General features: G+C 69.8%; 21 protein-coding genes. 15 read left to right on the forward strand and 6 right to left on the reverse strand.

Annotated elements, in window-relative coordinates:
- Positions 1-985 (reverse strand): polysaccharide lyase family 7 protein (locus tag GC106_RS42660; protein ID WP_312873345.1); only part of this gene is annotated, 985 nt, incomplete at its 3' end.
- 181 nt (positions 986-1,166) lie between these two features.
- Positions 1,167-1,910: an SDR family oxidoreductase gene (locus tag GC106_RS42665; protein WP_173141902.1), complete on the reverse strand. Its 744-nt coding sequence runs from the start codon at positions 1,908-1,910 to the stop codon at positions 1,167-1,169.
- Positions 1,911-2,056: 146 nt separating this feature from the next.
- On the opposite strand from GC106_RS42665, the gene GC106_RS42670 reads away from it, so the two are divergent.
- From GC106_RS42670 to GC106_RS42740, 15 genes are all read left to right on the forward strand, one after another.
- Positions 2,057-2,962 carry a LysR family transcriptional regulator gene (locus GC106_RS42670; protein ID WP_281368783.1) on the forward strand — a complete coding sequence of 302 codons (906 nt, stop codon included), beginning with the start codon at positions 2,057-2,059 and terminating at the stop codon, positions 2,960-2,962.
- Between the two features lie 150 nt (positions 2,963-3,112).
- Entirely contained in the window at positions 3,113-3,541 is a 429-nt protein-coding gene (locus GC106_RS42675) for an organic hydroperoxide resistance protein (protein ID WP_173141903.1), read from the forward strand.
- Between the two features lie 99 nt (positions 3,542-3,640).
- The gene (locus tag GC106_RS42680) at positions 3,641-4,267 is read left to right on the forward strand and encodes a TetR/AcrR family transcriptional regulator (RefSeq protein ID WP_173141904.1); all 627 of its coding nucleotides are present in this window, start codon (positions 3,641-3,643) and stop codon (positions 4,265-4,267) included.
- Positions 4,268-4,529: 262 nt separating this feature from the next.
- On the forward strand, positions 4,530-5,345 hold the full coding sequence (locus GC106_RS42685) for an alpha/beta fold hydrolase (RefSeq protein WP_173141905.1): 816 nt from the start codon (positions 4,530-4,532) through the stop codon (positions 5,343-5,345).
- A gap of 6 nt (positions 5,346-5,351) precedes the next feature.
- Positions 5,352-6,224, forward strand: a complete 873-nt coding sequence (locus GC106_RS42690; RefSeq protein ID WP_173141906.1) for a VOC family protein — start codon at positions 5,352-5,354, stop codon at positions 6,222-6,224.
- Positions 6,225-6,389: 165 nt separating this feature from the next.
- The gene (locus tag GC106_RS42695) at positions 6,390-6,956 is read left to right on the forward strand and encodes a hypothetical protein (RefSeq protein WP_173141907.1); all 567 of its coding nucleotides are present in this window, start codon (positions 6,390-6,392) and stop codon (positions 6,954-6,956) included.
- 157 nt (positions 6,957-7,113) lie between these two features.
- The gene (locus GC106_RS42700) at positions 7,114-8,457 is read left to right on the forward strand and encodes an MFS transporter (protein WP_173141908.1); all 1,344 of its coding nucleotides are present in this window, start codon (positions 7,114-7,116) and stop codon (positions 8,455-8,457) included.
- Between the two features lie 47 nt (positions 8,458-8,504).
- Positions 8,505-9,296, forward strand: coding sequence for an alpha/beta fold hydrolase (locus GC106_RS42705; RefSeq protein ID WP_173141909.1), 792 nt, complete (start codon positions 8,505-8,507; stop codon positions 9,294-9,296).
- Positions 9,293-10,915, forward strand: coding sequence for an FAD-dependent monooxygenase (locus GC106_RS42710; RefSeq protein ID WP_173141910.1), 1,623 nt, complete (start codon positions 9,293-9,295; stop codon positions 10,913-10,915). Before GC106_RS42705 ends, GC106_RS42710 begins: the two co-directional genes overlap by 4 nt.
- Positions 10,916-10,935: 20 nt before the next feature.
- A complete protein-coding gene (locus GC106_RS42715) occupies positions 10,936-13,038 on the forward strand; it encodes a hydantoinase/oxoprolinase family protein (protein ID WP_173141911.1) in 2,103 nt (700 codons plus the stop codon).
- Between the two features lie 11 nt (positions 13,039-13,049).
- The gene (locus GC106_RS42720) at positions 13,050-15,374 is read left to right on the forward strand and encodes a hydantoinase B/oxoprolinase family protein (protein WP_173141912.1); all 2,325 of its coding nucleotides are present in this window, start codon (positions 13,050-13,052) and stop codon (positions 15,372-15,374) included.
- A gap of 128 nt (positions 15,375-15,502) precedes the next feature.
- Entirely contained in the window at positions 15,503-16,927 is a 1,425-nt protein-coding gene (locus GC106_RS42725; protein WP_173141913.1) for a dihydrolipoyl dehydrogenase family protein, read from the forward strand.
- A 111-nt stretch (positions 16,928-17,038) separates the two neighbouring features.
- Complete coding sequence (locus GC106_RS42730) at positions 17,039-17,629, forward strand: QsdR family transcriptional regulator (protein ID WP_173141914.1); 591 nt, start codon at positions 17,039-17,041, stop codon at positions 17,627-17,629.
- Positions 17,630-17,709: 80 nt separating this feature from the next.
- Entirely contained in the window at positions 17,710-19,065 is a 1,356-nt protein-coding gene (locus GC106_RS42735) for an alpha/beta hydrolase domain-containing protein (protein ID WP_246368114.1), read from the forward strand.
- A gap of 2 nt (positions 19,066-19,067) precedes the next feature.
- The gene (locus GC106_RS42740; RefSeq protein WP_173141915.1) at positions 19,068-20,396 is read left to right on the forward strand and encodes an alpha/beta hydrolase; all 1,329 of its coding nucleotides are present in this window, start codon (positions 19,068-19,070) and stop codon (positions 20,394-20,396) included.
- Here the strand turns inward: GC106_RS42740 and GC106_RS42745 are convergent.
- From GC106_RS42745 to GC106_RS42760, 4 genes are all read right to left on the reverse strand, one after another.
- Positions 20,357-20,725: a nuclear transport factor 2 family protein gene (locus tag GC106_RS42745; protein ID WP_173141916.1), complete on the reverse strand. Its 369-nt coding sequence runs from the start codon at positions 20,723-20,725 to the stop codon at positions 20,357-20,359. The genes GC106_RS42740 and GC106_RS42745 overlap by 40 nt on opposite strands.
- Before the next feature lie 68 nt (positions 20,726-20,793).
- Positions 20,794-21,267: a DUF3291 domain-containing protein gene (locus GC106_RS42750; protein WP_173141917.1), complete on the reverse strand. Its 474-nt coding sequence runs from the start codon at positions 21,265-21,267 to the stop codon at positions 20,794-20,796.
- A gap of 31 nt (positions 21,268-21,298) precedes the next feature.
- Positions 21,299-21,952, reverse strand: coding sequence for a helix-turn-helix transcriptional regulator (locus GC106_RS42755; RefSeq protein ID WP_173141918.1), 654 nt, complete (start codon positions 21,950-21,952; stop codon positions 21,299-21,301).
- A gap of 60 nt (positions 21,953-22,012) precedes the next feature.
- On the reverse strand, positions 22,013-25,189 hold the full coding sequence (locus GC106_RS42760; protein ID WP_173141919.1) for an AfsR/SARP family transcriptional regulator: 3,177 nt from the start codon (positions 25,187-25,189) through the stop codon (positions 22,013-22,015).
- Positions 25,190-25,227 lie beyond the last annotated feature (38 nt).

The raw sequence follows: 25,227 nt of genomic DNA on the forward strand, positions 1-25,227 counted from the left end.
CGGAGACCACGAACTTGGCCTGGAACCTGGTCCCGAGCACGTAGTTGTCCGTCACCAGCTTGTGCTTGTTGTTGCCGTCGGTGATGTAGAGCTTGCTGCCCTCCAACCGGAAGACCGAGACATCGTTCTCGGCGTCATGGATCTGCCCGGCGACGATGTTCGGCCGCCCCTGCGGCACCGCGGTGATGGCCTGGTCGATCACCATCGTGTGCGTACCCGACGTCGAGGACCAGCTGGCCTTCGAACTGCCCGACATCTCCCGCAACTCCGAACGCGGATAGTTCGATCCGCTGGTGGTCACGCCGTTGACCGCCGCCCGGAACTGCACCGCCGTGCAGTCCGGGGCAGCCCGGAACCACGGGTCGATCGAATACGTGGCCAGCTCCGGCTGCTCGACGTTCAGCGGCTTCTCCTCCTCGCCGATCGGCAGCCCGATGTACCAGTTACGCAGGTCCAGCACGTCGGCCGGGTAGTCACACTCCCCACCACCCCCACCACCGTCAGCACCGTTGACGACCGTCTCGGTGATGCTGGTCCAGTCGTTGGACGTGTTGCCGTGCCCCACGACACGCACATACCGGGCAGAGCCGTCCGCGAAGTCGTAGTTCTGCGGCTGGAGTGTGGTGCCACTGCTGGTTTTGCCCGCCAGCACAGTCGTCCACGACGACCCGTCACCGGACAGCTGCACGTCGAAGGTGTCCCGCCGGGTGTCGCCCTTGTGCCAGGCGATGGACACCGACCCGACCGTCTGCGCCGAGCCGAGGTCGTACCGGATCCACACCCCGTCACCCTCAGCCGACCACCGGGTGGTCAGATCCCCATCGATCGTGTTGGCCGGGACGTTGCCGTCATCCTCGCTGGCCACGACTTCCTTGACAGGCAACGGAGAGCCTGCCGCCAGCGCCACCGCCGGGCCGGACACCCCCACCATCCCGGCGATCAGTACCCCGGTCAGGGGCACCCGCCAGGCTCGCTGTAGATCCACGCTCGCTCCTTGGTTTCTGCTGTCGCGAAGCAGCTACGGCGCACTCACCGCGGACTGCGGACATGGCACTGCTCTGTACGCACATGCCGGCACATACCTTGTCGCCGTCCGTTGGGGACCGGTCCCGGACGGGCTTGGGGTGATCACGGCGGCACAGACGCCGTCCAGCGGCCACCTCGCCCTACGCGCTGATTCCGGCTCCGCCGCCGACCACGATGTTCTCTCCGGTGATGAAGCCGGCCGCGTCCGAGGCGAGGAACGCCACGACTTCGGCGATCTCCCGCGGAGTGCCGAACCTGCCGAGGGGGACGCGGGCGGCCGTGGCGGTGGCGGCTTGCGCGAGTGCTTCGGGCGGAAGTCCGGACTTGGCCCAGATTCCCGTGTCGACGGGTCCGGGACTGACGGCGTTGACCCGGATCCGCCGAGGCGCCAGTTCCAGGGCGAGCGACGGCACGAGGGCGAGCAGGGCGCCTCTGCTGGCGGCGGTCACCGATCCGCCGGGTATTCCCCGGGTGGCGCCGATCCCGACGGTGAAGATCACCGAGCCGCCGTCGCTGAGCAGCGGCAGGCAGTTGTGCAGGGTGAAGAACTGGCCTTTGAAGTTGACGTCGACCAGCTCGTCGAAAGTGGCTTCGCCGAAGGCTTCGACGGGTCCTGGCCGGACGATCCCGGCATTGAGGAACAGGACGTCCAGCGTGCCGAAGCGCTCCCGGATCTCGTCGGTGACGCGAGCGGTGTCGGTCAGTGACCGGGCGTCGGCGCGGAGCACGGCGATCTGTTCCGGGAGTGCTTTCGCGGCGGCGGCGATGGTGCCGGGGTTCTGCCCGGTGACGATCACCTGGTATCCGCGTTCATGGAGCAGTTCGGCGGTGGCCTTGCCGATTCCACTGGTTCCGCCGGTGATCAAGGCTGTGGGTGCGGACATCGTGCACTTCCGTTCGGTGTGTCGGGAGAGGACGGTGATTCCACCTTGTGGCCGTGCGAAGTCCCGCGTCCAAGATCTGGTTCGCATGAGGCGATACGTTTCCGGCATCACCGCTGTGTGCGGGCACAGGAGGCTACGGTGGAGGCATGCTCGGCTTGCCTCCTCCGGCGGACCTCGATCTGCGGTTGGTGCGGTACTTCACCGTCGTCGCCGACCACCGGCACTTCGGCCGCGCCGCCGCGGCCCTGCACGTCGCGCAGCCGTCCCTGAGCCGGCAGATCCGCCGTCTGGAACAGCAACTGGGCGTCCGCCTGCTGGACCGTACCCCGCAAGGCACCCGGCTCACTGAGGCCGGCGAAGTCTTCCTGCCCCGGGCCAAGGAGTTGTTGCGCTCCGCCGAACAGGCCGCCGCGCGCACCCGGGCCGCGGCCGGGTCCAGCCACGTCACCATCGGCTACACCGCGAACCTGATCATCACCCCGGCGATCCGGGAGTTGCGCCACCGCCACCCGGACGCCGAGATACGAACGTCGCATCTGGGTTGGGGCGAGCCAAGCGAAGCGCTGCTTGAGCACCGTGTGGACGCGGTGGTGACCCGGCTGCCGATGCGGACCGGCCAGTTGCACGTGACGGTCCTGTACAACGAACCCCGGGTGCTGGCGGTGTCGGTCGATCACCGCCTCGCCGGCAAGGAATCGGTGACGCTCGACGACATCGCGGACGAACCCATGCCCCAGGTGCCCGACCCGGCCTGGAACGCTTTCTGGCGCATCGATCCCCGGCCCGACGGAAGCCCCGCACCCGGTGGCCCGCTCGTCACTTCTGTTGAGGACAAGGCCGAAGTCGTCGCCGCCGGGCAGGCAGCCACGATCATCCCGGCCGGTGAGCACACCGGCCGGCTCCGCCCGGATCTCGTCACGATCCCCTTGGTCGGAGTCGAGCCCAGCCGCGTTGTGCTGGCCACTCGCGATGGCGACCGCAACCGTCTCGTGGCGGCATTCCGGAAACTCGCCGAAGCGCACCTCTCGGGCGGCAGGCCGACTCGCCGATGAGTGCCCTGGGCGTCCAGGACACACACGAGGTAGAACGTTCGGTATTGACAGCGGGGTGGTGAACCGGCACGATGGTGGATAGAACGTTCAGTCTTGCGAAAGGGTGGCCGACGGTGCCCCACGGCTGGACCTGAGAGGAACCGAGAACTCGTGACCGAACCTGTGTATGTCGGAGTCGCCACTTCCACCGGTGACGGCAGGGCTGGCGGACGGGCCAGCACCAACGACGGCCTGCTCGACGTCTTTCTGGCGATCCCGAAGGAGATGGGCGGCCCGGGCGGTGCGACCAATCCCGAGCAGCTGTTCGCGGCGGGCTGGGCGTCGTGCTTCCACTCGGCGCTCAAGGCGATCGCCGCGCAGCGCAAGACCCGTGTCACCGACTCGGCGGTCGTCGCCGAAGTCGAGGTGCACGCGACGCCGGAAGGCGGATTCAGCCTCAGTGCCGCCCTGCACGTCGAGTTGTCCGGCGTCGACCAGGCGACGGCTGATCAGCTTGTCGAGGCGGCGCACGCGGTCTGCCCTTACTCCAACGCGACCCGGGGCAACATCCCGGTGGCCATCGACGCGACCGTCGCGTGACACCGGTGGCCGGGCTGGTGTGGACCATCAGCCCGGCACCGTCACGCCCGCGAGCTGCCCAGGCAGGGAGTGGTGTCCGGGTGGACCTATCATGACCACATGGTGAGGGGATCTGGCTCCGCGTCGACCGATGCCGGCCCGAGCAGCCGTGACGTGATTCTGGACGCGGCCCGCGACCTCATCGCCGACAAGGGGTACGACGGCATGGCCGTGTCGGACCTGTGCGCGAAAGCCGGGCTTCCGGCCAGCTCGATCTACTACCACTTCGGGAACAAGCTCGGTGTGCTGGCGGCGCTGCTCGACCGCACCTTCGGGGAACTGCACGCCCTGTTCCCGAATCCGTCCTCGTTCGACGACCGGGCTCCGCTCGACCGTCTCGAAGCGTGGTTCACGGCCGCGTGCAGGTCCCTGGACAAGCGGCCGGACTATCTTCGTCTCCTGCTGGCCATCAGCGTCGGCCCGCAGAAGGATGCCGAGGCGGTGCGGAAAACCGTGCGCCGCATCCGCGACTACGCCCACGCCTCCTGGGTGGATGCGCTCACGCCCATCTTCGCGCCGGATGGCGGCGAGGAGAACGAAGCCCTCGTCAATCAGCTGGCGGTGCTCGGGCGTGCCCTGACGGACGGCCTGTCAGTGACCAGCAGCCTCGACGACATGACGTACAGCTCGCAGGTCACCCCGTTTGTTTCGTTGGTACGTGGGCTGGCGGCGCAGCGCGGCGTTTAGGTCGTGTTTCGAATGTCCCGGTCGATGAGAGTCGGGATCGGGCCGCATCCGGCCCGGCTATCGCGATCGGGCATTTGAAACACGACCTAGGCTTCGCGACGAGACGAGCGCCGTCCAAGTCCGTCGGTCACGAGGCTCTTCACGTCGTCCACAGTGGACGCCCTCGGCCCGCTGACGAGTCACCCCGTCGTTGATTCAGGTGTCTTGATAAGGCCGCGCCCAGCTGTATAGTGAACGTTACATACAGAGCGGAGGTGCTGGGATGGTGAGCACGGTGGATGTCGGGGACGTGCGGCTCGCGTACACCGGTGTCGGCTCGGGCAGCCCGGTCGTGTGGCTGCACGGCTCGGGCCCGGGAGCCACGGGGATGAGCAACTTCGGCCGGAACCTGCCGGCCTTCGCGGACTTCCGGAACATCGTGGTCGACCTGCCGGGCTGGGGGAGCACCCCGCGGCCGGCGACGGACGAGCCGCTGATCTTCCACGCCGCCGAACGAGTGTGCCGCGCGATGACGGCTCTCGGGATCGAACGAGCCCATCTGGTGGGCAACTCCTACGGTGGCGGCGTCGCGATGCGGATCGCCATGCGTCATCCCGAACGTGTCGACCGGCTCGTGCTCATGGCACCGGGCGGAGTTCTCCCGGCGGACGCGCCGCCCTGGCCGGTCGGCCTCGAACACCTCTTCGCCTACATGGCGGCCGAGGAGCCGGCCCGTGAGGCGATGGCCGAGTTCGTGCGTCTCATGGTCTTCGACGAGACCCTCGCGACGGACGCCCTCATCGACGAGCGGTACGAGGCGAGTCTCAAGGCCCACCCCGAGTTGCCGATCCCCCCGAACTTCGGTGACCTGACGCCCGACCTGCGGCTCATCGAAGCCCCCACGCTGCTCGTGTGGGGACGGGAGGACCAGACGGTTCCGCTGACCTGGGCGCCCAGGATCCTGCACGGCATCCCCAACGCGGAGCTACGCGTGCTGCCCCGATGCCGGCATTGGGTGCAGTACGAGCGCGCGCCCGAGTTCAACCACATCGTCCGTGAATTTCTGCAGGGCGGGCCAACCGCCGCATCGGAGGGATGACACAACGTGGGTATCCGGAAGCTGGGCTACGTCGGCCTCAACGTCACCGACGTCGACGCATGGACCGACCTGTTCGAGCGCACGCTGGGAATCGGTGTCACCACCGTGAAGTCCGGCACGGACGAGGTCGCCCTGGCCGAGCTCGACGTGTTCAAGTACCGTGTGGCGCTTCATCCGTCCACAGTGGACAGTCCAAGGGAGATCGGGTGGATCGTCGACTCGCCGCCCGAGCTCGACCGGCTCACGCGGCGGTTGACGGACGCCGGTTTCACCGTCGAAGACGGTTCGGCGGACGAGAAACAGCTGCGCGGCGCCACGCAGCTGCGGTGGTTCACCGATCCCGTCGGCTACCGCGTGGAATTGGCGATCGGTGAGGCCAAGGTCCGTACCGGCGTGGCCCGCCCGGCCGGTGCGCATCCCGGCGCCACGGGCCTGGGGCACCTCGTCCAGGCCGGTCCCAAGGTCGCCGAACTGCGCGAGCTCTACGAGTCCGTTCTGGAGTTCAAGCTGACCGACTACCGTGCTCCCGGCCTGTTCTTCTTCCGCTGCAACGCGACCCACCACAGCATCGCGCTGGCGCACGCGGAAACGCCCTCCGTTCACCACCTTGAGATCGAACACGGCTCGATCGACGACGTCGGCCGGGCCTACGACCAGGCCCGGCGCAACGGTGTCCCGATCTCGATCAGCCTTGGCAGGCACATGAACGACAAGGCGATCTCGTTCTACGTCCAGAATCCCAGCGGGTTCCACCTGGAGATCGGCTGTGGTGGCATCGAGGTCGGCGAGGACTGGGTCCCGCACGACTTCGGCGTCTCGGACGTGTGGGGGCACCACCACGCCGACGCCAATCCCTTCGCCTTCCCGAAATCCGCCTGACAGGGGCGAGATAGAACGATCGGTCTTGACGAGACGGCCGGGCGTCAGTAAGGTCAGTCGTGTACCGAACGTTCTATACACGGGAGACCGTACCGGTTCCGTCCCGTGGCCGCGGCGGGAAATGTCCCCCGGCCGGATCGTTCACACCAATCCAAGGGAGAACTCATGAGCACCCCGGAAAGTGCTGTCGCGGCGTCCTTGCGCCGGTTGTACTTCGTCCGTTTCGCGTTCGCGGTCGTGTGGGCCGCCCTGGTGGTGGCGACCGCGTCGAGCTTCGGGCCGCTCACCGTGGCGTTGCTCGTGCTCTACCCGTTGTTCGACGTGGCCGCCGCGATCGTCGACGCTCGCTCGTCGAAGGCGACGGGGTCGGCGCTGGGTCTGTACGTGAACATCGGGGTCAGCCTGCTCGCCGCGGTGGGCATCGGGATCGCCGCCTCGGCCGGAATCCCCGGCGTTCTGCGCGTGTGGGGGCTGTGGGCCATCGTCTCCGGCGTCGTCCAGCTCGTCGTCGGTGTCAGCCGCCGCAAGCTGGGCGGGCAGTGGGCCATGATCCTCAGCGGCGGCATCTCCACGCTCGCCGGCACGTCGTTCATCCTGCAGGCCGGGCAGCCGGGCGCCTCGCTGACCAATGTCGCCGGCTACGCGGTGCTCGGCGGGATCTTCTTCCTCGTCTCGGCGCTTCGCCTCGGCCGCACGGCGAAGGTGGCCAACGTGAGCGCCGGAACCTTCTGAGACGAGCCACGACGCGGTAGCCAACCCGTCCGGCAAGTCGTAGAGTGAACGTTACATACAAAGCATGGAACGCCCGCGCCGGACCCGCGTCCCAGAGCCGGTTCAGGGGCTTTCCGAGGGGGCCTTACCCGACCGTCGCAACGAAGCGAGGTTTCCCGTGAACGTCCTTGAACAGGTCAAGCAGTCGCCGATGAGCCGCGCCCAGGTCAGGGCGGTCGCACTTTGTCTCGTGATGAACCTGGTGGACGGGTTCGACCTCCTGGTCACCTCCTTCGTCGGGCCGGCGATCACCCGTGAGTGGGGCCTGTCCCCGTCGGCGGTGGGAGTGCTGCTCAGCGGCGGCCTGGCCGGGATGGCCTTCGGGGCACTCTTCCTGGCTCCGCTCGCCGACCGCGTCGGGCGCCGCCGGCTCACCCTCGGCTGTCTGGCGTTGGCGTCGCTGGGAATGCTCGCGGCATCCGTCGCACAGGACTTCGGGCAGCTCGTCGCGTGCCGGGTGGTCACGGGCGCGGCGGTGGGCGCGATGGCGGCGAGCCTGCCGGTCCTCACCTCCGAATACGCGAACAACCGGCGCAGGGGACTGGCCGTCGCGCTGATCACGACGGGGTACGGCCTGGGCTCGGTGATCGCCGGTATCGCGACGAGCCTGCTCGTGGGCCCGCTCGGCTGGCGATCGGTTTTTGTGTTCGGAGGTGCCGTGACCGCCGTCCTCTTCGTGATCGGACTGCGGTTCCTGCCCGAGTCGATGGACTATCTCGTGGCACGCCGTCCCCACGACGCGCTGGCCCGGTTCAACCGCATCCTCGTCTCGATCGGCCGCGCGCCGGTCGACGAGCTGCCCGAGACGGCGTCGGCGTCGCGCAAGGTGGCGCTCGAATCGCTGTTCCGCCGAGGCAACGCTGTCCGGACGGTACTGGTCTGGGTGGCGTTCACCGCGGCGCAGATGATGTTCTACTTCGCGAGCTCGTGGACGCCGAGCCTGCTGCTGCAGGCCGGGATGTCCAACCAGCAAGGCATCAGCGGCGGCGTGCTGTTCAGTCTCGGCGGTGTCACCGGCGCGGTGTTGCTGGGGATTCTGGTGTCCCGTGTGGAGCCACGCCGGCTGACCGCGGCCTATTTCGGCATCGCGGCACTCGTGCTCGTGCTGTTCTCGCTGTCGCTCGGGACCCTGGCCACCGCGTTGGTCGTGGCGGTGCTCGTCGGTCTGTTCCTCAACGGCTCGGTGTCCGGGATCAACGTCATCGTCCCGTCCATCTACCCGGCCGAGGCCCGCGCGACGGCGCTCGGCATGGCTGTCGCCGTGAGCCGGCTCGGTGCCGTGCTGGCGCCCCTGCTCGCCGGCTTCCTGCTGGAGGCCGGCTGGGCGCCGGGATCGATGTTCCGGATCTTCGCGATACCCGGCCTGATCGGCGCGCTGGCGACGATTCTCCTCGTCCGGTACGCGCGTGCGCCCCGGGTCGCGGGGATTGCGTCCGAGCCCAGGGCCGTCGAGGGTGTTTGACTCCAAGGGCCCGGGACTCGCGCGCGATCCACACCAGGAGGCAGCAGGTGCAGGCCACATCGGACGGTGCCGCCAAGACACGGGCGGCGATCGGGCGGAACCCCGTTCTCGTGCTGCTGCACGGCGGCGGGCCGGGCGTCGACGCCGAGAGCAACTGGGCGACGGTACGCTCCCGGTTCTCGGCCGAGTTCCGCTGCCTTGCTCCCGACCTTCTCGGCTTCGGCACGCAGGTCGTCGAGCGCGGGCCGCGCGGGCCGCACGCGTGGGCACAGGCCCGTGCACGGCAGATCCTGGACCTGCTCGATCACCATGGCCTGGACCGTGTGCACCTCGTCGGCAACTCGGCCGCGGGCGGCGCCGCGGCGCTGGCTCTCATGGCCGCGGCGCCAGACCGGATCGACCGCGCGGTCGTCATGGGCGGGGCGGGCACTGGACCGCTGCCGCCCGCTGTTCCCTTCTACGACGAGCCGACGAAGCAGTCCATGCGCACCACCCTTGGCCGTCTGGTCGCGGACGAGAGTTCCCACCGCGAACTCCTCGACGACCTCGCTGACCTCCGGCTGGCACAGGCCCTGCGTCCCGGCGCCGAGGCCGCCTTCCGGTCGATGTTCGCCGACGTGCCCGACGGGCCGCCTCCGGTCGATCCCACCAGGATCACCTGCCCGGTCCTCGTCCTGCACGGGGAACGCGACCGGGTCTCGCCGGTGGAGGTCTCCCGGCGTCTCGCCGGCACTCTGCCCCATGGCCGTCTCGAGGTCGTGGCGGGAGCCGGGCACTGGATCCACGTCGACCGGCCGGACGAGTTCTGCAGCCTGGTAGGGGAGTTCCTGACCGCATGACCGAGCACACCAGCAGCCAAGCCGGCGTCCTGATCGTCGGCGCCGGTCCCACCGGACTGACCCTCGCCATCGACCTCGCCCAGCGCGGCGTGGCGTGCCACGTCGTGGAGGCGACCGGGAAGCGGGCCGTCAACCCCCGCTGCAACACCACCTCCGCCCGATCGATGGAGATCTTCCGCAGGCTCGGGATCGCCGGTGACATCCGGCGGGCCGGGCTGCCCGAGGACTACCCCACGTCGATCCAGTACCGGACGACCCTGCGCGGCGAGGAGATCTTCCGTATCGACCTGCCGTCGTCCGGGGACGTGCTGGCCGGAGCCGGCCGGGACGACTGGCCCACGCCGGAGCCGCAGCACCGGATCTCGCAGCTGTACCTGGAACCCATTCTGGAGCGGCACGCGAACGCACTGCCCGGCCTGAGCATCGAGCGTGGTACCCGGCTGGTCGCGTTGCGGCAGCACGAAGATCACGTCGAGGCGGTCGTGGAGACCGAAGGCACCCGGCGCACCCTGCACTGTGCCTACGTGATCGGCTGCGACGGCGCCCACAGCGCCGTCCGCCGCCAGCTGGGCATCCGCTACCAGGGCGTCGACGCGATCCAGCGGTTCGTGTCGACCTTCGTCCGCTCGCCCGAGCTGGGGCGGCTGGCCGCCCGGGACCGGGCCTGGACGTACTGGACCTACGGCCGCCGGCTCGCCTCGTTGATCGCCATCGACGGGGATTCGTTGTGGCTCAACCACGTCGCCTTCGCGCCCGACCACGACACCGAACGTGAGGACCCCGCGCGGCTGCTCCGGGAAGCGGTGGGTGGTCCCGTCGGCCACGAGGTGCTCGGCGTGGTGCGCTGGACCGGACGCCAGCTGGTCGCCGAGCGCTACCGGGACGGCCGGGTGTTCCTGGCCGGGGACGCCGCCCACATCTGGATTCCCGTCGGGGGATTCGGGATGAACGCCGGTATCCAGGACGCGGCGACGCTGGGCTGGATGCTCGCGGCGGTCCACCACGGATGGGCCCCACCGGACCTGCTGGCGGCGTACGAAACGGAGCGCAAGCCGGTCGGCGAGCAGTTCGCCAGTGCGGTGGGCACGGCGGCACGCCAGTCCCTCGCGGACGTCTCACCGGACATCCACCTGCCCGGCCCGGAAGGCGCACGGGCCCGCGCCGAGCTCGCCGACCGGTTGGCCGTCACCGAGCCACACCGGTACACACCCGACGGCTTCAGCTTCGGCTATCACTACGCGGCCTCGCCCCTCGTGGTCGGAGGTGAGGAGCAAGCGGCCATCACCATGGGCCGGTATCAGCAGCGAGCGCAGGCGGGTTTCCGGCTGCCACATGCGTGGCTCGACGACGGCAGGTCGGTGCTCGACGTGCTCGGGCCCGGCTTCACCTTGCTGCGCACCGACTTGAGCGTCGACGTGGCGCCCTGGACCGACGCGGCCCGTGAGCTCGGAATTCCGCTGACCGTGGCCGACCTGCCTGGGCGGTGGCCCGGCCGCTATCCCACCGGGCTGCTGCTTGTGCGCCCGGACCAGCACGTCGCCTGGATGGGCGGCGCGGACGCTCGTCCCGGCGAGCTGCTGCACACAGTCACCGGCCGTGTCACCGCCCAGCAGCGGTAGAGATCACCAGGAGAACGCACATGCCATACGCACTGGGCATCGATGTGGGCGGCACGTTCACCGACGCGGTCGCCTCCGACGGGGCCGGCCGGATCGTGTCGGCCAAGACGCCGACGACCCCGCCGAACCGCGAGGCCGGCGTCATGCGCGCGATCGAGGACCTCGCCGCGGAGCTCGGCGTCGGCGTCGGCGAACTGCTCTCGCGGACCGACTACATCGCCCACGGCACGACCGCGTCGATCAACGCCCTCGTCCAGGGGACGGTGGCGGATGTCGGGCTGATCGCCACCAAGGGCCACCGGGACTCGATCTACATCATGAACGCCGAGGGCCGCACGCTCGGCCGGTCGGCCCACGAGATCCAGGACACGTTGCGGCAGCGCAAACCCGCGCCGCTGATCCCGAAGTACCGGGCGCTCGAGGTCACCGAGCGGATCGACCACGCCGGGAAGATCCTGGTCCCCCTGGACGAGGACGAGGTCCGTCGAGTGGCACAGTCCCTTGTGGACCAGGGGGTCGAGGCGATCGCCGTCTGTCTGTTGTGGTCGTTCAAGAACGGCGTCCACGAGCGGCGCGTCCGCGAGCTGATCCACGAGATCGCCCCGGACCTGTACGTCACGCTCTCCAGCGAGGTCAGCCCGCGCATCCGCGAGTTCGCGCGGACCTCGACGACGATCATGAACGCTCAGGTGGGGCCCCGGTTGCGCACCTACCTGCTGCCGTTGCAGGAGCAGCTGGAGCGGAGCGGGCTCAAGGGACCTCTGCTCGTCATGCAGAGCGAAGGCGGCACCATCACGGCCGACCGGGCTCCGGAGCACGCCATCACCACTGTGGGGTCTGTGCTGTCCGGCGGCGTCATCGGCGGCATGCGCCTGGCGGAGCAGCTCGGGCACCGCAACGTCATCACGACCGATGTCGGCGGCACGACGTTCCTGGCGGGGCTGATCGTCGACGGGGAGCCGGTGATGGCGCCGGGCTCGATCGTCAACCAGTTCCCGATCAACGCGGCGACCATTCGCGTGCACACCATCGGTTCCGGCGGCGGCGCCCTCGCCTCGGTGGACGCGGGCGGCAACCTGCGACTCGGCCCGCAGAGCGCCGAGGCCGTTCCCGGCCCCGCCTGCTACGGCAACGGCGGCACGCGGCCCACGAACACCGACGCCAACCTGGTGCTGGGCATCCTGAGCGAACGCGGGCTGCTCGGCGGCCGCAAGCCGCTGCGGATGGACCTCGCGCGGCAGGCGATTCGCGAGCACGTGGCCGAGCCGCTCGGCCTCACGGTCGAGCAAGCCGCCATCGCCATCCACGAGGTGCAGAACGCGCAGGCGGGAGACCTGCTGCGGCGGGCCGTCGTGCAGGCCGGCTACGACCCCCGCGACTTCGTCGCCTACGCCTTCGGCGGCGCCGGACCCGCGCACTGCGCCGGCTACTGCCACGACCTGGGCGTGAGTGAGGTCGTCGTGCCGCTCGGTCCGGTCGCTTCCGCCTTCTCTGCCTACGGGCTCGCGGCCTCGGACGTCGTGCTGAGCGCGGAGCTCTCCGATCCGTCCTCCTTCCCGGTCGACCCCACGGTGCTCGAATCCCACTACGCGCGGCTGGAAGCCGACCTGCGGCGCGCGCTCGACCGGCAGAAGGTGAAGTTCCACGACGTGACGGTGCAGCGCGAGGTCGACCTGCGGTACTCGATGCAGGTCACCGAGCTCGCGACGGCCGTTCCGGACACCGAGTTCACCGAGCACACCGGCGAGGAGATCCTTCAGCGCTTCGAGGAACAGTACGAGCGCATCAACGGCAGCGGCGCCGGTTACCGCGAGGCAGGCGTGCAGGCGATCACCTACCGCGTGCGAGCCAAGGCCAGTCTCGGCTTCCCGGTCGCGCTGCCTGAGGTCGCACCGGCCGAGAGCCCTGACCCCGCGGAGGCGCTGCTCGGGGAACGCTCCGTCTGCCTCGACTCGCGGATCGGCTTCGTGCCGACCCCCGTCTACGACTACGCCCGGCTCCGCGCGGGCCACGAACTCGTCGGACCGGCGATCGTCGACGTGCCGACCACGGTGGTCGTGGTCCCCGCCGGGGTCACCGGCCGTGTCGACCGTCTCGGCAATCTCGTGCTGCGCTACACGTGAGGACAGCTGCCATGACTTCCAGGATTCCCGGGGCGGACGAGTTCACCAGCCGTCCCCTGCCGCGCGAGGAGCTGCTGCGGCAGATCTCGCCCGCCCTGCCGCTGCACCAGGTCGACGACGAGCGGCCCGGCCAGGTCGACGCCCTGACCTACGAGGTCGTCCGGCACCGGCTCTGGGCGATCACCCAGGAGATGGGGGAGACGCTGCGGCGGATGTCGGGTTCGCACGTCGTCACCGAGTCCAACGACTTCAACTTCTCCATCTGCGACGAGCTCGGCGAGCAGGTCCAGGTCGGCACCTACAACGTCGGCCTGATCGGGTCCATGGACCTGGCCATCGTCTGGACGTTGCGCAACCGCGCCGACAACCCGGGCATCGCCGAGGGCGACATGTTCCTGTGCAACGACCCGTGGATCGGCGGCGGGCTGCACCAGAACGACGCCGCGATCCTGGCGCCGATCTTCCACGAGGGCAGGCTGTTCGGCTGGACGACGGCCATCGCCCACCAGGTCGACCTGGGCGGTCCCCGGCCGGGGTCCTTCAGCCCGTCGGCCCACGACGTGTTCGGCGAGGCCCTGCCCACGCCGCCGATCAAGGTCGTCCGGGGCGGGGTGTTGCAGCGTGACGTCGCCGACGCCTGGGTCCGGCGATCGAGGCTCCCGCACCTGGTCGGTCTCGACCTGCGCGCCAAGATCGCCGCGAACAAGAACGCCGCCGAGCAGATCCTCCGGCTCATCGCGAAGTACGGCGCCGGCACCGTCAAGCTCGTGATGCGCCGGATGATGGACGACGCCGAGCGCAGGCTGCGGGCGAAACTCGAGACACTGCCCGACGGGACCTGGTCCGCGGTGGGCTACCAGGAACAGTCGCGAACCGGCGACCGTGGCCTGCACGCGATCAAGGTCGCGATGACCAAGCAGGCCGACCGGCTCGTCTTCGACTTCCGCGGCACGGCCGGGCAGACCGGCATCATCAACTGCCCCTATCCGGGGTTGCGGGCCGGGATCGTGTTCACTGTGCTGCCGTTGCTGGCCGGGGACATCCCGTGGGCGGCGGGCGGCCTGATGCGCTGCTTCGAGATCATCACCGACGAGGACACCATCACCAACGCGTCCTTTCCCGCCGCGGTGGGAAAGGGACCCTTCGGGCCGGCGTGGGGAGCGGGCAACCTGGTCGCCGAGGTGATCGCCAAGATGCTGGACGCCGAACCCGATCACCGCGGGGACGTGCAGTCCATCTGCAACGGCACCACCGACCTCTGTGTGGTGTCCGGTGTGGACGTTCGCGGCGGAGGCGGCAAGGGGTTCGTGTCGCCCGTCTTCGACGTCATGGCAGGCGGTTACGGGGCGCAGGTGTACCACGACGGCGTCGACACCGGCGGCCGCCTCATCATCCCCTCCGCGCGGGCGCCTGACGTCGAGATGACCGAGTACCTCTACCCGCTGGTCGCCTTGTGGCGCCGTGAGCAGACCGACTCCGGCGGGCCGGGGCGGCAGCGGGGCGGGATGAGCGGCTCGGTCTGCTACGTGCAGCACCCGGACCAGCAGGGGACGATGTCGCTGGTCGTGTCGGGAACCGGGAAGGTCGCGAACCAGAACGTCGGCCTGGCCGGTGGGTACCCGGGCAACTCCCAGCTCGATCTGGTGGTGCGCGGGATCGGCGTGCCCCAGCTCGCCGGCGCGACCGCCATTCCCACGGACCTGGACGAACTCGGCGGCGAGATCGAGGTGCTGCCGTGCGAGGGCGAGTCGGATCTCGGCCCGGGTGACGCGCTTTACCTGCACTGGCAGGCAGGCGGCGGGTATGGCGACCCGCTGCTGCGCCCGGCCGCGAGCGTGCGCGAAGACGTGCTGCAGGCCCGGGTTTCGGTGGAAGCCGCGCGGGAGGTCTATGGCGTGGTCCTGGGGCACGACGGCGAGGTCGACCTGGCCGCGACCGACGAGAAGCGCGAGCGGCTCCGGCTCCGGCGGGCCGCCGATGCCGGTCTGCCCGAGCCACGACCCACCTCGATCGGCGCGCCGGACCTGACCGGTGCCCGTCGGCTCGACGACAACCTTGCCGTCCTGGACTCGCCGGGAACTGGCACGGTGGTGTGTGTCCATTGCCGCACGCGGATCGGGCCGCTGGCCGGCGGCGCGTTCGTCGCGGCGCTGGCCCGCCGTGACTCCGCCCCGACCGAGGCAGGGCCGCACATCTGGCACGACCCGTCGGTCTACGTCGACGACTCTGTGGTGTTCCGCCAGCTGTTCTGTCCCGGCTGCCTGACCGCGGTGCACTCCCGGGTCGTCCCAGTCGGCCATCCGCTCCCGGACGACGACTACCGGACCTGGGCGTAAGGCGGAGTCAGGCACGCCGGAACCCGAGAAGGTAGAACGTTCGGTCTTGACAAGGCGGGAACCGGTCGCCATGCTGAGGCAAGGTAGAACGTTCGGTATCGCAGTTGTGTCGCCTGAAGGGGTACGGCATGGAAACCAGTACGTACGACGTCGTCGTCATCGGCGCGGGTCCGGTGGGGGAGAACGTCGCCGACCGCATAGTGCAGGGCGGTCTGAGCGCCGCCATCGTCGAGCGCGAACTGGTCGGCGGTGAGTGCTCGTACTGGGCCTGCATGCCGACCAAGGCATTGCTGCGCAGTGCAGCGGCGCTCCGGACAGCCCGGCAGTTGCCCGGCGCCCGCGAAGCGGTGACGGGCGGCCTGGACGCGGCGGCCGTGCTGCGCCGCCGCGACGCCTTCGCCTCGAACTGGAAGGACGACGGCCAGGCGTCCTGGCTGGAATCGGTGGGTGTTCCGCTGTACCGCGGACACGGCCGGATCGTGGCCGCCCGGGTCGTCGAGGTGACCGGCCTGGACGGCACCACGACGACGCTGACCGCGCGGCACGCGGTCGTCGTCGCGACCGGGAGTGGCGCGCTGGTCCCCGATATCGAAGGCCTTCGCGAGGCGTCCCCGTGGACCAGCCGGGAAGCCGTGTCGGCGAGCGAGGTTCCCCGCAGGCTCGCCATCATCGGCGGCGGGGTGGTGGCCTCGGAAATGGCGACCGCGTTCACCGACCTGGGCTCGTCGGTGACCATGCTGGCCCGTGACGGCGTGCTGCACCTCGCGGAGCCGTTCGTCGGCGAGCGAGTCGTGGAGTCGTTGCGGGACAAGGGTGTCTCGGTGCGGATCGGGGCCGAGGCCGGATCTGTGAAACGTGACGACGACGGAACGGTGTCCATCACGCTCACCGATGGTGAGCAGATCGACGCCGACGAACTCCTCGTCGCCATCGGCCGGGTGCCCAACACCCAGGACATCGGCCTGGACAGCGTCGGCCTGAAGCCGGGCGACTGGCTCACGGTCGACGACACGATGCGGGTCGTCGGGCAGGACGGCGGGTGGCTCTATGCCGCCGGGGACGTCAACCGGCGCGTTCTGCTGACGCACCAAGGGAAGTACCAGGCTCGTGCCGTGGGGGACGTCATCGTGGCGCGTGCGAAGGGCGAGGCGGTCGAGGACGGCCGGTGGGGGCGGCACGTGGCGACGGCAGACGAGCGTGCGGTGCCGCAGGTGGTGTTCACCGATCCGGAGATCGCGTCGGTGGGGCTGACCGCGGCCGCGGCCGAGGCCGCCGGGATGCGGATCCGGGTGGTCGACTACGACCTGGCGGCCGTGGCGGGCTCCGCCCTGCACAGCGACGGATACCGGGGACAGGCCCGGATGGTCGTCCACGAGGACCGGAAGGTGATCGCCGGGGTCACGCTCGTCGGCCCAGACGTGGCGGAACTGCTGCACGCCGCGACGATCGCCGTCGTCGGAGAGGTGCCGCTCGACCGGCTGTGGCACGCGGTTCCGGCGTTCCCCACCGTCAGCGAGGTGTGGCTCCGGTTGCTGGAAGCCTATGGCCGCTGAACAAACGCATGAGGTCCCGCCGCCACTCTTCTCCCGTCATGCCGTCGGCCGGGGGCCGCCCGTGTGGTACGACTTCGGCGTGGGTGGCCCGGCGGAAGGGGCGAGAGGACGATGTCGGATTCGGCGGGCGTCCGGCGCGTGGTGACCCGGGATCAGGTGGTGCGCGGTGGATGCCGGTTCTTCCTGCGGCACGGCATGGTGGACATGGACGGGCTGGCACTCACTCTCGCCATCAGCCGGGCGACGCTGTACCGCGTGGTGCACAGTCGCGACGGTCTGCTGGGGGATGTGCTGTGGCTGCTCGCCGAGCGGACGTTGTCACGGGCGAGGAAGCAGCGCCGCCGGTCGGGGGTCGACGGTGTCCTGGAAGTGACCTGGCGGTTCGTGGAGCAGTTGCGGATGGCGGCGGCGTTCCGGACCTTCCTGCGCAGCGAACCGGAAACGGCCGCCAGGGTGCTGTTCAACGCCTCGGCCGGTGTGCATCCGCGGGCTGTGTCGGCGCAGCGGGAGATCCTGGTGGAGGCCGGTGGCGCGGCCGAGTCGTGGTCGGCGGCCACCCTCGACCAAGTCGCCTTCCTCTACGTCCGCATCGTCGAGTCGGCGCTCTACGCCGAGTTGTTCGGAGGTGTCGCGATCGAGCCGGAACTGGCCGAAAGGGCCGCCAGGGCAGTGCTGACGCACGGTGCGACAGCCGTCTCATGATTGGCCCGTGACCTGGTGCCGGTGCGGGCGGCCTGGTTACGTTCTGGCTGTCCGCGTCCCTCGTCGTTGCGGGAGCCGGTATGTCGGAATCGGTGTGGCGTCGTACTTTTCTGCTTCTGGCCGGGACTGTTCTGCTCGTGGTGAGTCCTCTCCCGGCTGCGAGCGCCGAAACAGGTCCCCGGGTTGTCGGTCCGCTGCCGGGCACGGTGCCCGGAGACCGGCTGGCTGAGCGGATCGAGGACACGTACCCGTTCTTCTCCACTCCGGTCGACCTGGCCGCCCGCGGTTACGTGGAGCAGGAGTTCCACCTCTCCGGTGTCGCGGACGGCTGGTCGGCCGACGGCACGCAGGTGGCGACCGACGTTCCCTACACGACACGGATCGTGGTGCGGCGGCCCGTGCACGCCCGGGACTTCTCGGGTACGACGCTGGTCGAGTGGCAGAACGTCACGGCGGGATACGACCTGGACGCACTGTGGAACGCCGAGTCGATCACACGGACCGGCGACGCGTGGGTCGGCGTCTCGGCTCAGCGAGTCGGAGTGGACCAGCTCCGGGCGTGGAGCCCGGCCCGGTACGGCGGACTCGACGTGACCGGCGGCGGCCGCTACACCGCAGACGAGTTGTCCTACGACATCTTCGCTCAGGCCGGTCGTGTCGTCGACGCCACGGGATCGGCCATGGGTGGGCTGCGGACCAGGACCCTGTTGGCCATCGGCGCATCCCAGTCCGCGGGCCGGATGACGGTGCTCTACGACAAGGTGCTGCCCCGCACCCAGCCGGTGTTCGACGGCTACGGCTTCGTCGTCGGCCCCGCTCCGACGCGGATCGGCACCGAGCCGGTTTTCCAGGTGCTGTCGGAGACCGACGTGCGATCCGCGCAGCGACCGGGAGATACCAGGCAGTTCCGCCGCTGGGAGGTCGCGGGTGGGGCGCACTCGGGCTACGAGGGGCAGGTCTACCGGGCCCCGATCTCGGTGCGAGACCTCGGCGGTGCGCCGGAGTACAAGTGTGACCAGCCGCCGTTCAGCCGGGTGCCCATGCATCACGTGACCGCGGCGGCGTACGACCACCTGCGCCGATGGGTGGAGCACGGCACCCCGCCGCCGACCGCGCGGCCCCTGGAGTTCGAGGCGGACGGCATCACCAAGAAGCGGGACACGTTCGGCCTGGCCGTCGGCGGCATCCGCCTGTCGCAGGTGTCGGTGCCGATCGCGCTGAACACCGGGGACAACAGCGGCGAGACGTTCTGCCGCCTGTTCGGCACGCATGTGCCCTTCGACGAGCAGACCCTGGATCGGCTCTACCCGCGCCGTGGGGGCTATGTGTCCCAGGTCGCGGCTGCTGACGCCGTCAACGTTCACGCGGGTTACCTGTTGCCCGCGGACGCCAGGCGCAACTTGCGGGACGCTCTGGCGAGCGGCATTGGAGGATGATCATGACCCGGCTTGGACTGCTTGCCGGAGTGCTGGCGCTTGCCAGCTCGTTGACGCCCGCGCCCGCGCAGGCGCTGACCGGCGAGCTCACTCCGATTGTCTTCGTGCACGGCCAGCAAGGGTCCGCGCAGCAGTGGCAGTCGAACGCAAAACGCTTCTCCAGCAACGGTTACGCCGACAGGCTGCTGTACGCCTACGAGTACGACACCAGCATTCCCAGCAACGACAAGGCCGTGGCAGGTCTTGACGGATTCGTCGCGGACGTCCTCGCCCGCACCAACGCGTCCTCAGTGGACATCATCGCCCATTCCCGTGGCACGTCGGTCATGCACGCCTTCCTCGCGACGCCTGCCAGGGCGAGCCTGGTGCGCAGATACGTCAATGTGGACGGTCGCTCCAGTGCCACGCCGCCCGGCGGTGTCCCGACCCTGGCGCTCTGGGGCAGCCTGCAGCCCAACGGTTCGATCGGCGGCGCGACCAACGTGTACCTGACGTCCCTGGGGCACACGGAAACCACGACCTCGGCCGAGGGCTTTGTCCCCATGTTCCGGTTCCTCCGCGGCCGTTCCCCGTTCACCGCCCGGGTGCTGCCCGAACCGCCAGGCCTGGTGCGGATCGCGGGCCGGGCGTCGTACTTCCCGCAGAACGAGGGAGCCGAGGGCCTGCTTGAGGTGTGGGAGCTCGACGCCCGCACTGGCGCCCGACGCGGTGACCCTCGGCACAGCGTTCGGACCGGCCCGGACGGCGCCTTCGGCCCGTTGCACGTCAACGGCCGCAAGCACTACGAGCTGGTGCTCCGCCGGGACGGCCAGCCGACCTACCACTACTACTTCGAACCGTTCGAGCGCAGCGACCGCTTCCTGCGCCTTCAGGTCTCCCGGCGTGGCGGGATCGCAGACCATGTCGACAGGTGCGCGGGCCACACGGCCTTCACAGTCGTGCGCAACCGGGAGTGGTGGGCCGACCGGCCGGATGCGGCCGACAACGATCATCTGCTGTTCAACGGCGTCGATGTGCTGGCGCCCGCTGTCGCGCCCCGTGGTCGTCAGGTCATCGCCGCGTTCGTGTTCGACGACAACTGCGATCGCGTGTCCGTGCCCGGAGTCGCGTTGTCCCCGTTCAACGGGCTGCCGTTCCTGACCGGGGTGGACACGTACCTGCCCGCTCAGCCGGACGCGGGCCGGCCGATCCGGGTCACGCAGACCGTTCGCGGAACAGGTGGCCAGTCCCGCACGATCGCCGTGCCGAACTGGCCGTCGGACAAGCACTCGGTGACGGTGCAGTTCAAGGACTACGTGGACGGCGCGTACACGGGAGCGAGGTCGATGTAGATGCGGTAGTCGTCGATGAGGTCGTCGGTGTCGAGATGCCAGATCGACACGGCCGGGACGGTGACGCTACGGCCGTCCAGCCGGTCGTAGGTGACCTTCAACTCCACCACCGTGTCCGGGCCGGTCACCCATTCATTGACCACTTGGTGGCGCAGGCCGCTGATCGTGGTGAAGAACTGGCCGACACCCTCGGCGATGGCGTGGGCGCCGGCCATCGGTTCGCCGTTGCCGAACACCAACCGCCCGTCGCCTGCGAAGAACTCGGAGAACGCCTTGGCGTCACGGGCGTCCACCGCGGTGAAGACGCGAGTTGTCAGGTCGGTGGCCATCGCTCACACTCCGGTGCGGTCGTCCTTCGCTGTAAGCACACACTGCACCCACGAGCACCCGGACGCAATCACGCGGTCGGAAGGGGTGTCTCGTCCTGGGGCAGGTAGCTGTCCCGGAAACCGAACGCGCTCGGCGAAGGGCCTTGCCTGCGCAGCGTTTCCAGGCGTTCGACGGCCTCCTCGACGGTGGGGATGTGTCCGGCGGGGATCCACCACATCACCTGGAACGGTGCCTTCGGCACGTGGAACCACTCCGCACGGCGGCGCAGCATGTCGAGGTGGCCGCTGCGGTAGACGTAGTCCCACAGGGCGTCGCGGCTCTCCCAGACCGACATGTTCACCAGGACGTCGTCGCCCAGTGACGTCCGGATCGCGGTGGCGTCGTTGCCGCCGTCGTCCACCAGCCGCCACACGAAGCCGGGCGCGTTGTCGGCGACCTCGTTCAGCGAGTCGAGCATGGCGGTGAAGCCGTGCATGCGGACGTCGTCCAGGGGGAATCGGAAGGTGCCCACGTTGAGCTGGGCGAGGTGGTGTCCGGTCATGTCCTCACCTCACCATCGCCACGCTTCTATGTCAACGCTCATTGTTTTTAGAACGTTCGACGACCACGCAGCACAACCCCGGCCGCGGGTCCATGCGGGCCCGTAGCCCTTCAGTGCCCTCGATGAGTCCTTCCAGCAGCGCCAGGTTCATGCCGCACACCAGCGCCGGATGCCGCTCGGAGAGGACGTGGAAGGGACAGTTGACCAGGCGGAGGACATCCCCCTCCGTGCGCGGCTCGTAGCCGCGAGCGGCCAGCAGGGCCTTGGCGCCGGCGAGATCCCCGGCCGGCCCGGCGGCGGCGCGAGCGGCCCGTCCCTCCCGCCGGGCGGCGGCCTGCAACTCGGTGTCCAGCCGGGCGGCCTCCGCCACCTCGGCCAGCAAGTCGGCGGCGGTGCGGTAGTCGCGCGCCGGGACGGAGAACTGGCGCTCGGCGCGGGCCCGGCGGTAAAGCTTGGCCGGTCGCCCCGCCCCCGGGCCGGACCGGCCGCTGAGCCGCCTGCTCCCGGTCTCCAGCAGCCCGGCGTCCACGAGCTTGTCGAGGTGGAACGCGGCCAGCGTGCGCTGGATCCCGGCGCCCTCGGCCGCCTCGTTCCGGCTCACCTCGTGGTCCTGCGCGGCCACGTACTCGTACAGCCGCCGCCGGACGGGGTCCTGCAGAACGGCGATCGCCTCGATGTCCTCCACCCGGTCATTCTAAGAACAACGGAGATGCTTGTTAGAAGGCGAGCCTGTCCCGTGCCGTCCTCAGGAGACGGTGGGGATTGTCCGCAGCACCTCCTGGATGTCGAGGCTGCTGCCGTGCTTGAGCTCCGCGGCGAGCGTTTCGTCGCCCAGCGCGGCACGGAGCGTCGCGGTGATCCGGTCCACGTCAGCGCGTTCGGCCGACGGCAGCGGGGAACCGACCGATTGGCGCGCCGCCGCGGCGGCGCCGAGCAGCCGCGCGGCCAGTGCATGGTCTCCGGTCAGCACGTGCACGCCCGCCAGGCCCTCCAAGGCATGCGCGACAGCTCGTGGATCGCCCGTGGCCCAAGCGGTTTCGAGTCCTTCGCTGTGCAGCGCCAGTGCCGTGCGCGCGTCACCTCGTTGTTCGGCGTTGAAACCGAGTTCGGTCAGCCCGAAGGCGACGCCCACGTCGTAGTTGATGCGCCTTTCCCACCGCAGCAACGGCTTGAGCAGCTCCTCCGCGGCTTCGAACCGGCCCTGCCTGCGGGCCAGCAAGGCGAGGCCGCCGCGAGCCAGGTTGACGCCCACCTCGTAGGAATTCGCCTCGGCGACCCGCAGCGCACGGTCGAGGAACGTCGCGGCCGTCTCATAGTCGCCCGCGAGCAGGGCATGGCGCCCCATTCGCGCCAGCTGCTGTGCGATGAACGGCCAGAGCTCCAGCTCCTCGGCCATGCGCAGCGCCTCGCGGTGCACGTGCCCGGACTCCTCCAGGTTTCCGGCGATCTCAGCCAGGTGGCCGAGGATCTCCGCGGTCTTGATCTGCCCCCATCGGTCGCCCAGGTCGGCGAACAGTTCGGTGGCCGCGGTCGCGTCCCGCTTGGCCGCGGCGAGGTCACCGCGCATCAGCGCGAGCTCCGACAGCGTGCTCAGCCCCGCGGCGAGGCCCCACTGGTCGCCGGCCGACCGGAACACCGGCAGGGCTTCGTCGATCATGCGTTCCGCTTCGGCAGGCGCCCCGCTGCGGCCGGCGAAACCGAACAGCCACCGGGCACGCGCCAGCGCGGCCTGGTCGTCGTAGAGCTCAAGCACAGCCTGCCCATGCTCCAACGGCATGGTGTCGCTGCCCATCAGGAAACCGATCACGATCTGCCACGCCTGCGCGTCAGCACGGACATCGGCGGGCGCACCGGACTCAATGGACAGTGCCGTGGTGATCGCCCGATGCGCCTCTCGGTATTTCCCTCGCAGGAACCAGTACCAGGACAACGCGTTGACCAGTCGCAGGGCGAGGTCGGCGGCGTTGTCGCGCACCGCTGTCGCGAGTGCGGCACGCAGATTGCCCGCCTCGGCGTCGAGCCGCTCCAGCCATAGTCGTTGATCGTGCCCACGCAACCGGCTGTCGGCCTGTTCGGCGAGTTCCAGGTAGTACCGGGCGTGCGCACGCCGGGTCGCGGATTCCTCGCCTGCCTCCACCAGGCGCTGACGGCTGTAGGCCGCGACGGTTTCCAGCAGCCGGTACCGGACACCTCCCGCGGTTTCGGTCGTGCCGACGAGCGAACGGTCCACCAGGCGAGCGAGCAGGTCGAGCACATCGTCAGCGGCGACACCCGCGCCCGCGCAGACCGACTCGGCGGAGCCGAGCGTGCACCCCTCCGCGTGCACCGCCAACCGCCGCAGCACCGCGCGTTCGTCGCCGGGCAACAGATCCCAGCTCCAGTCCATCATCGCGCGGAGCGTCTGCTGCCGGGCAGGCGCGGTCCGGCGTCCACGGGTCAGCACCCGGAAGCGGTCTTCGAGCCGGACCGCGAGGTCGTGCACACCGAGCGCCCGGACCCTGGTGGCGGCCAGTTCCAGCGCCAGCGGAAGCCCGTCGAGCCTGCGGCAGATCGCGGCGATGACGCGGGCGTTGTCCTGGGTGACCGTGAAGCCCGGCATGACCGCCGCGGCGCGGGAGACGAACAGCCGTACCGCGGGGGATTCGCCGATCTGTTCGGGATGTGCTGCCTCCCCGGCGTCCGGCAGGGCCAGCGGCGTCACCGGGAAGAGCCGCTCGCCCGCGATGCCCAGCGGTTCTCGGCTGGTGGCCAGGACGGTCAGGTCGGGAACGGACGTCAGCAGCAGCTCGGTCAGCCCGGCCACCGAGTCGACCAGATGCTCGCAGTTGTCCAGCACGAGGAGTGTTCGCCTGCTTCGCAACGCCTCCACGAGCCGGTCGGTGGACCCGGCGCAGCCTGCCGAGGTGGCGTCGTCACGGATGCCGAGCGTCGAGCTGACCAGTTCCGCCAGCGATTCGGGGGTCGCGGCCGCCCGGTCGAAACTCGCCAGCTCGACCATCCACGCGCTGTCCCGGCGCCGGGCGGATTCCAGCGCGAGCTGGGTCTTGCCCACGCCGCCCGGACCGGTCAGCGTCACCAGCCGCGCCTGGTCGAGCAGCCGGAGCAGCTCGCCGACCGCCTCCGTCCGGCCGATCAGGTCGACGACCGGCGCGGCCAGATTCGACCCGTTCCGGTGCGGATCAGCCGGTCGCGGGCCGGCCGGCTGCCCGAGCTCCGGGTCCTGACGGAGGATCGCCTCGTACAGCCGGGTGATGGCGGGGCTGGGATCGACGCCGAGTTCCTCGGCGAGCCGCTCCCTGAGGCCGCGGTAGAGCTCCAGCGCCTCGGCTTGCCTGCCGGACCGGTACAACGCCCGCATCAACACGCCGGACAGCCGTTCCCGCAACGGGTTCTGCGCCACCAGCTGGGTCAGCTCGCCGGTCAGCGCACTGTGCTGGCCGTTGGCGAGTTGTGCCTCCGCGTGGTCCTCAAGGGCCGACAGCCGCAGTTCGGTCAGGTGCGTGATCGCCGGAAGCGCGAAGGGCTCGTCGGCGTAGTCGGCGAACGCGGGCCCACGCCACAGCTCGAGCGCCTCCGAGGGCCGCTTGTCGGCGACCAGACGAGCGAACCGGCCGGCATCCACCGCTTCCGGTTCCACCCGCAACAGGTAGCCCGACGGCCCGGAGACCACGAGCTCACGGGCGCCCGGTTGCGCGTCGTCCAGTGCCTTACGCAGTTGCGAGACCTTGACCTGCAACGCGCCCTGCGGGTTGCGCGGCGGTTCCTGCCCCCACAGGGCGTCGACCAGTTTGTCCACGGACACGGGTTCGCCCCGGTGCACAAGCAGAACCGCCAGCAAGGCACGCACCTTCGCGCCCGGGATCGTGACCGGTGTCCCGTCAGCCGTCCACACGGCGATCGGACCCAGCACACCGAACCGCATTACCGCAGCATATCGGCGCGCCGTAAGTGCGCGGGAAG

The organism is Kibdelosporangium persicum (assembly GCF_013280595.1).
Classification (GTDB): Bacteria; Actinomycetota; Actinomycetes; order Mycobacteriales; family Pseudonocardiaceae; genus Kibdelosporangium; species Kibdelosporangium persicum.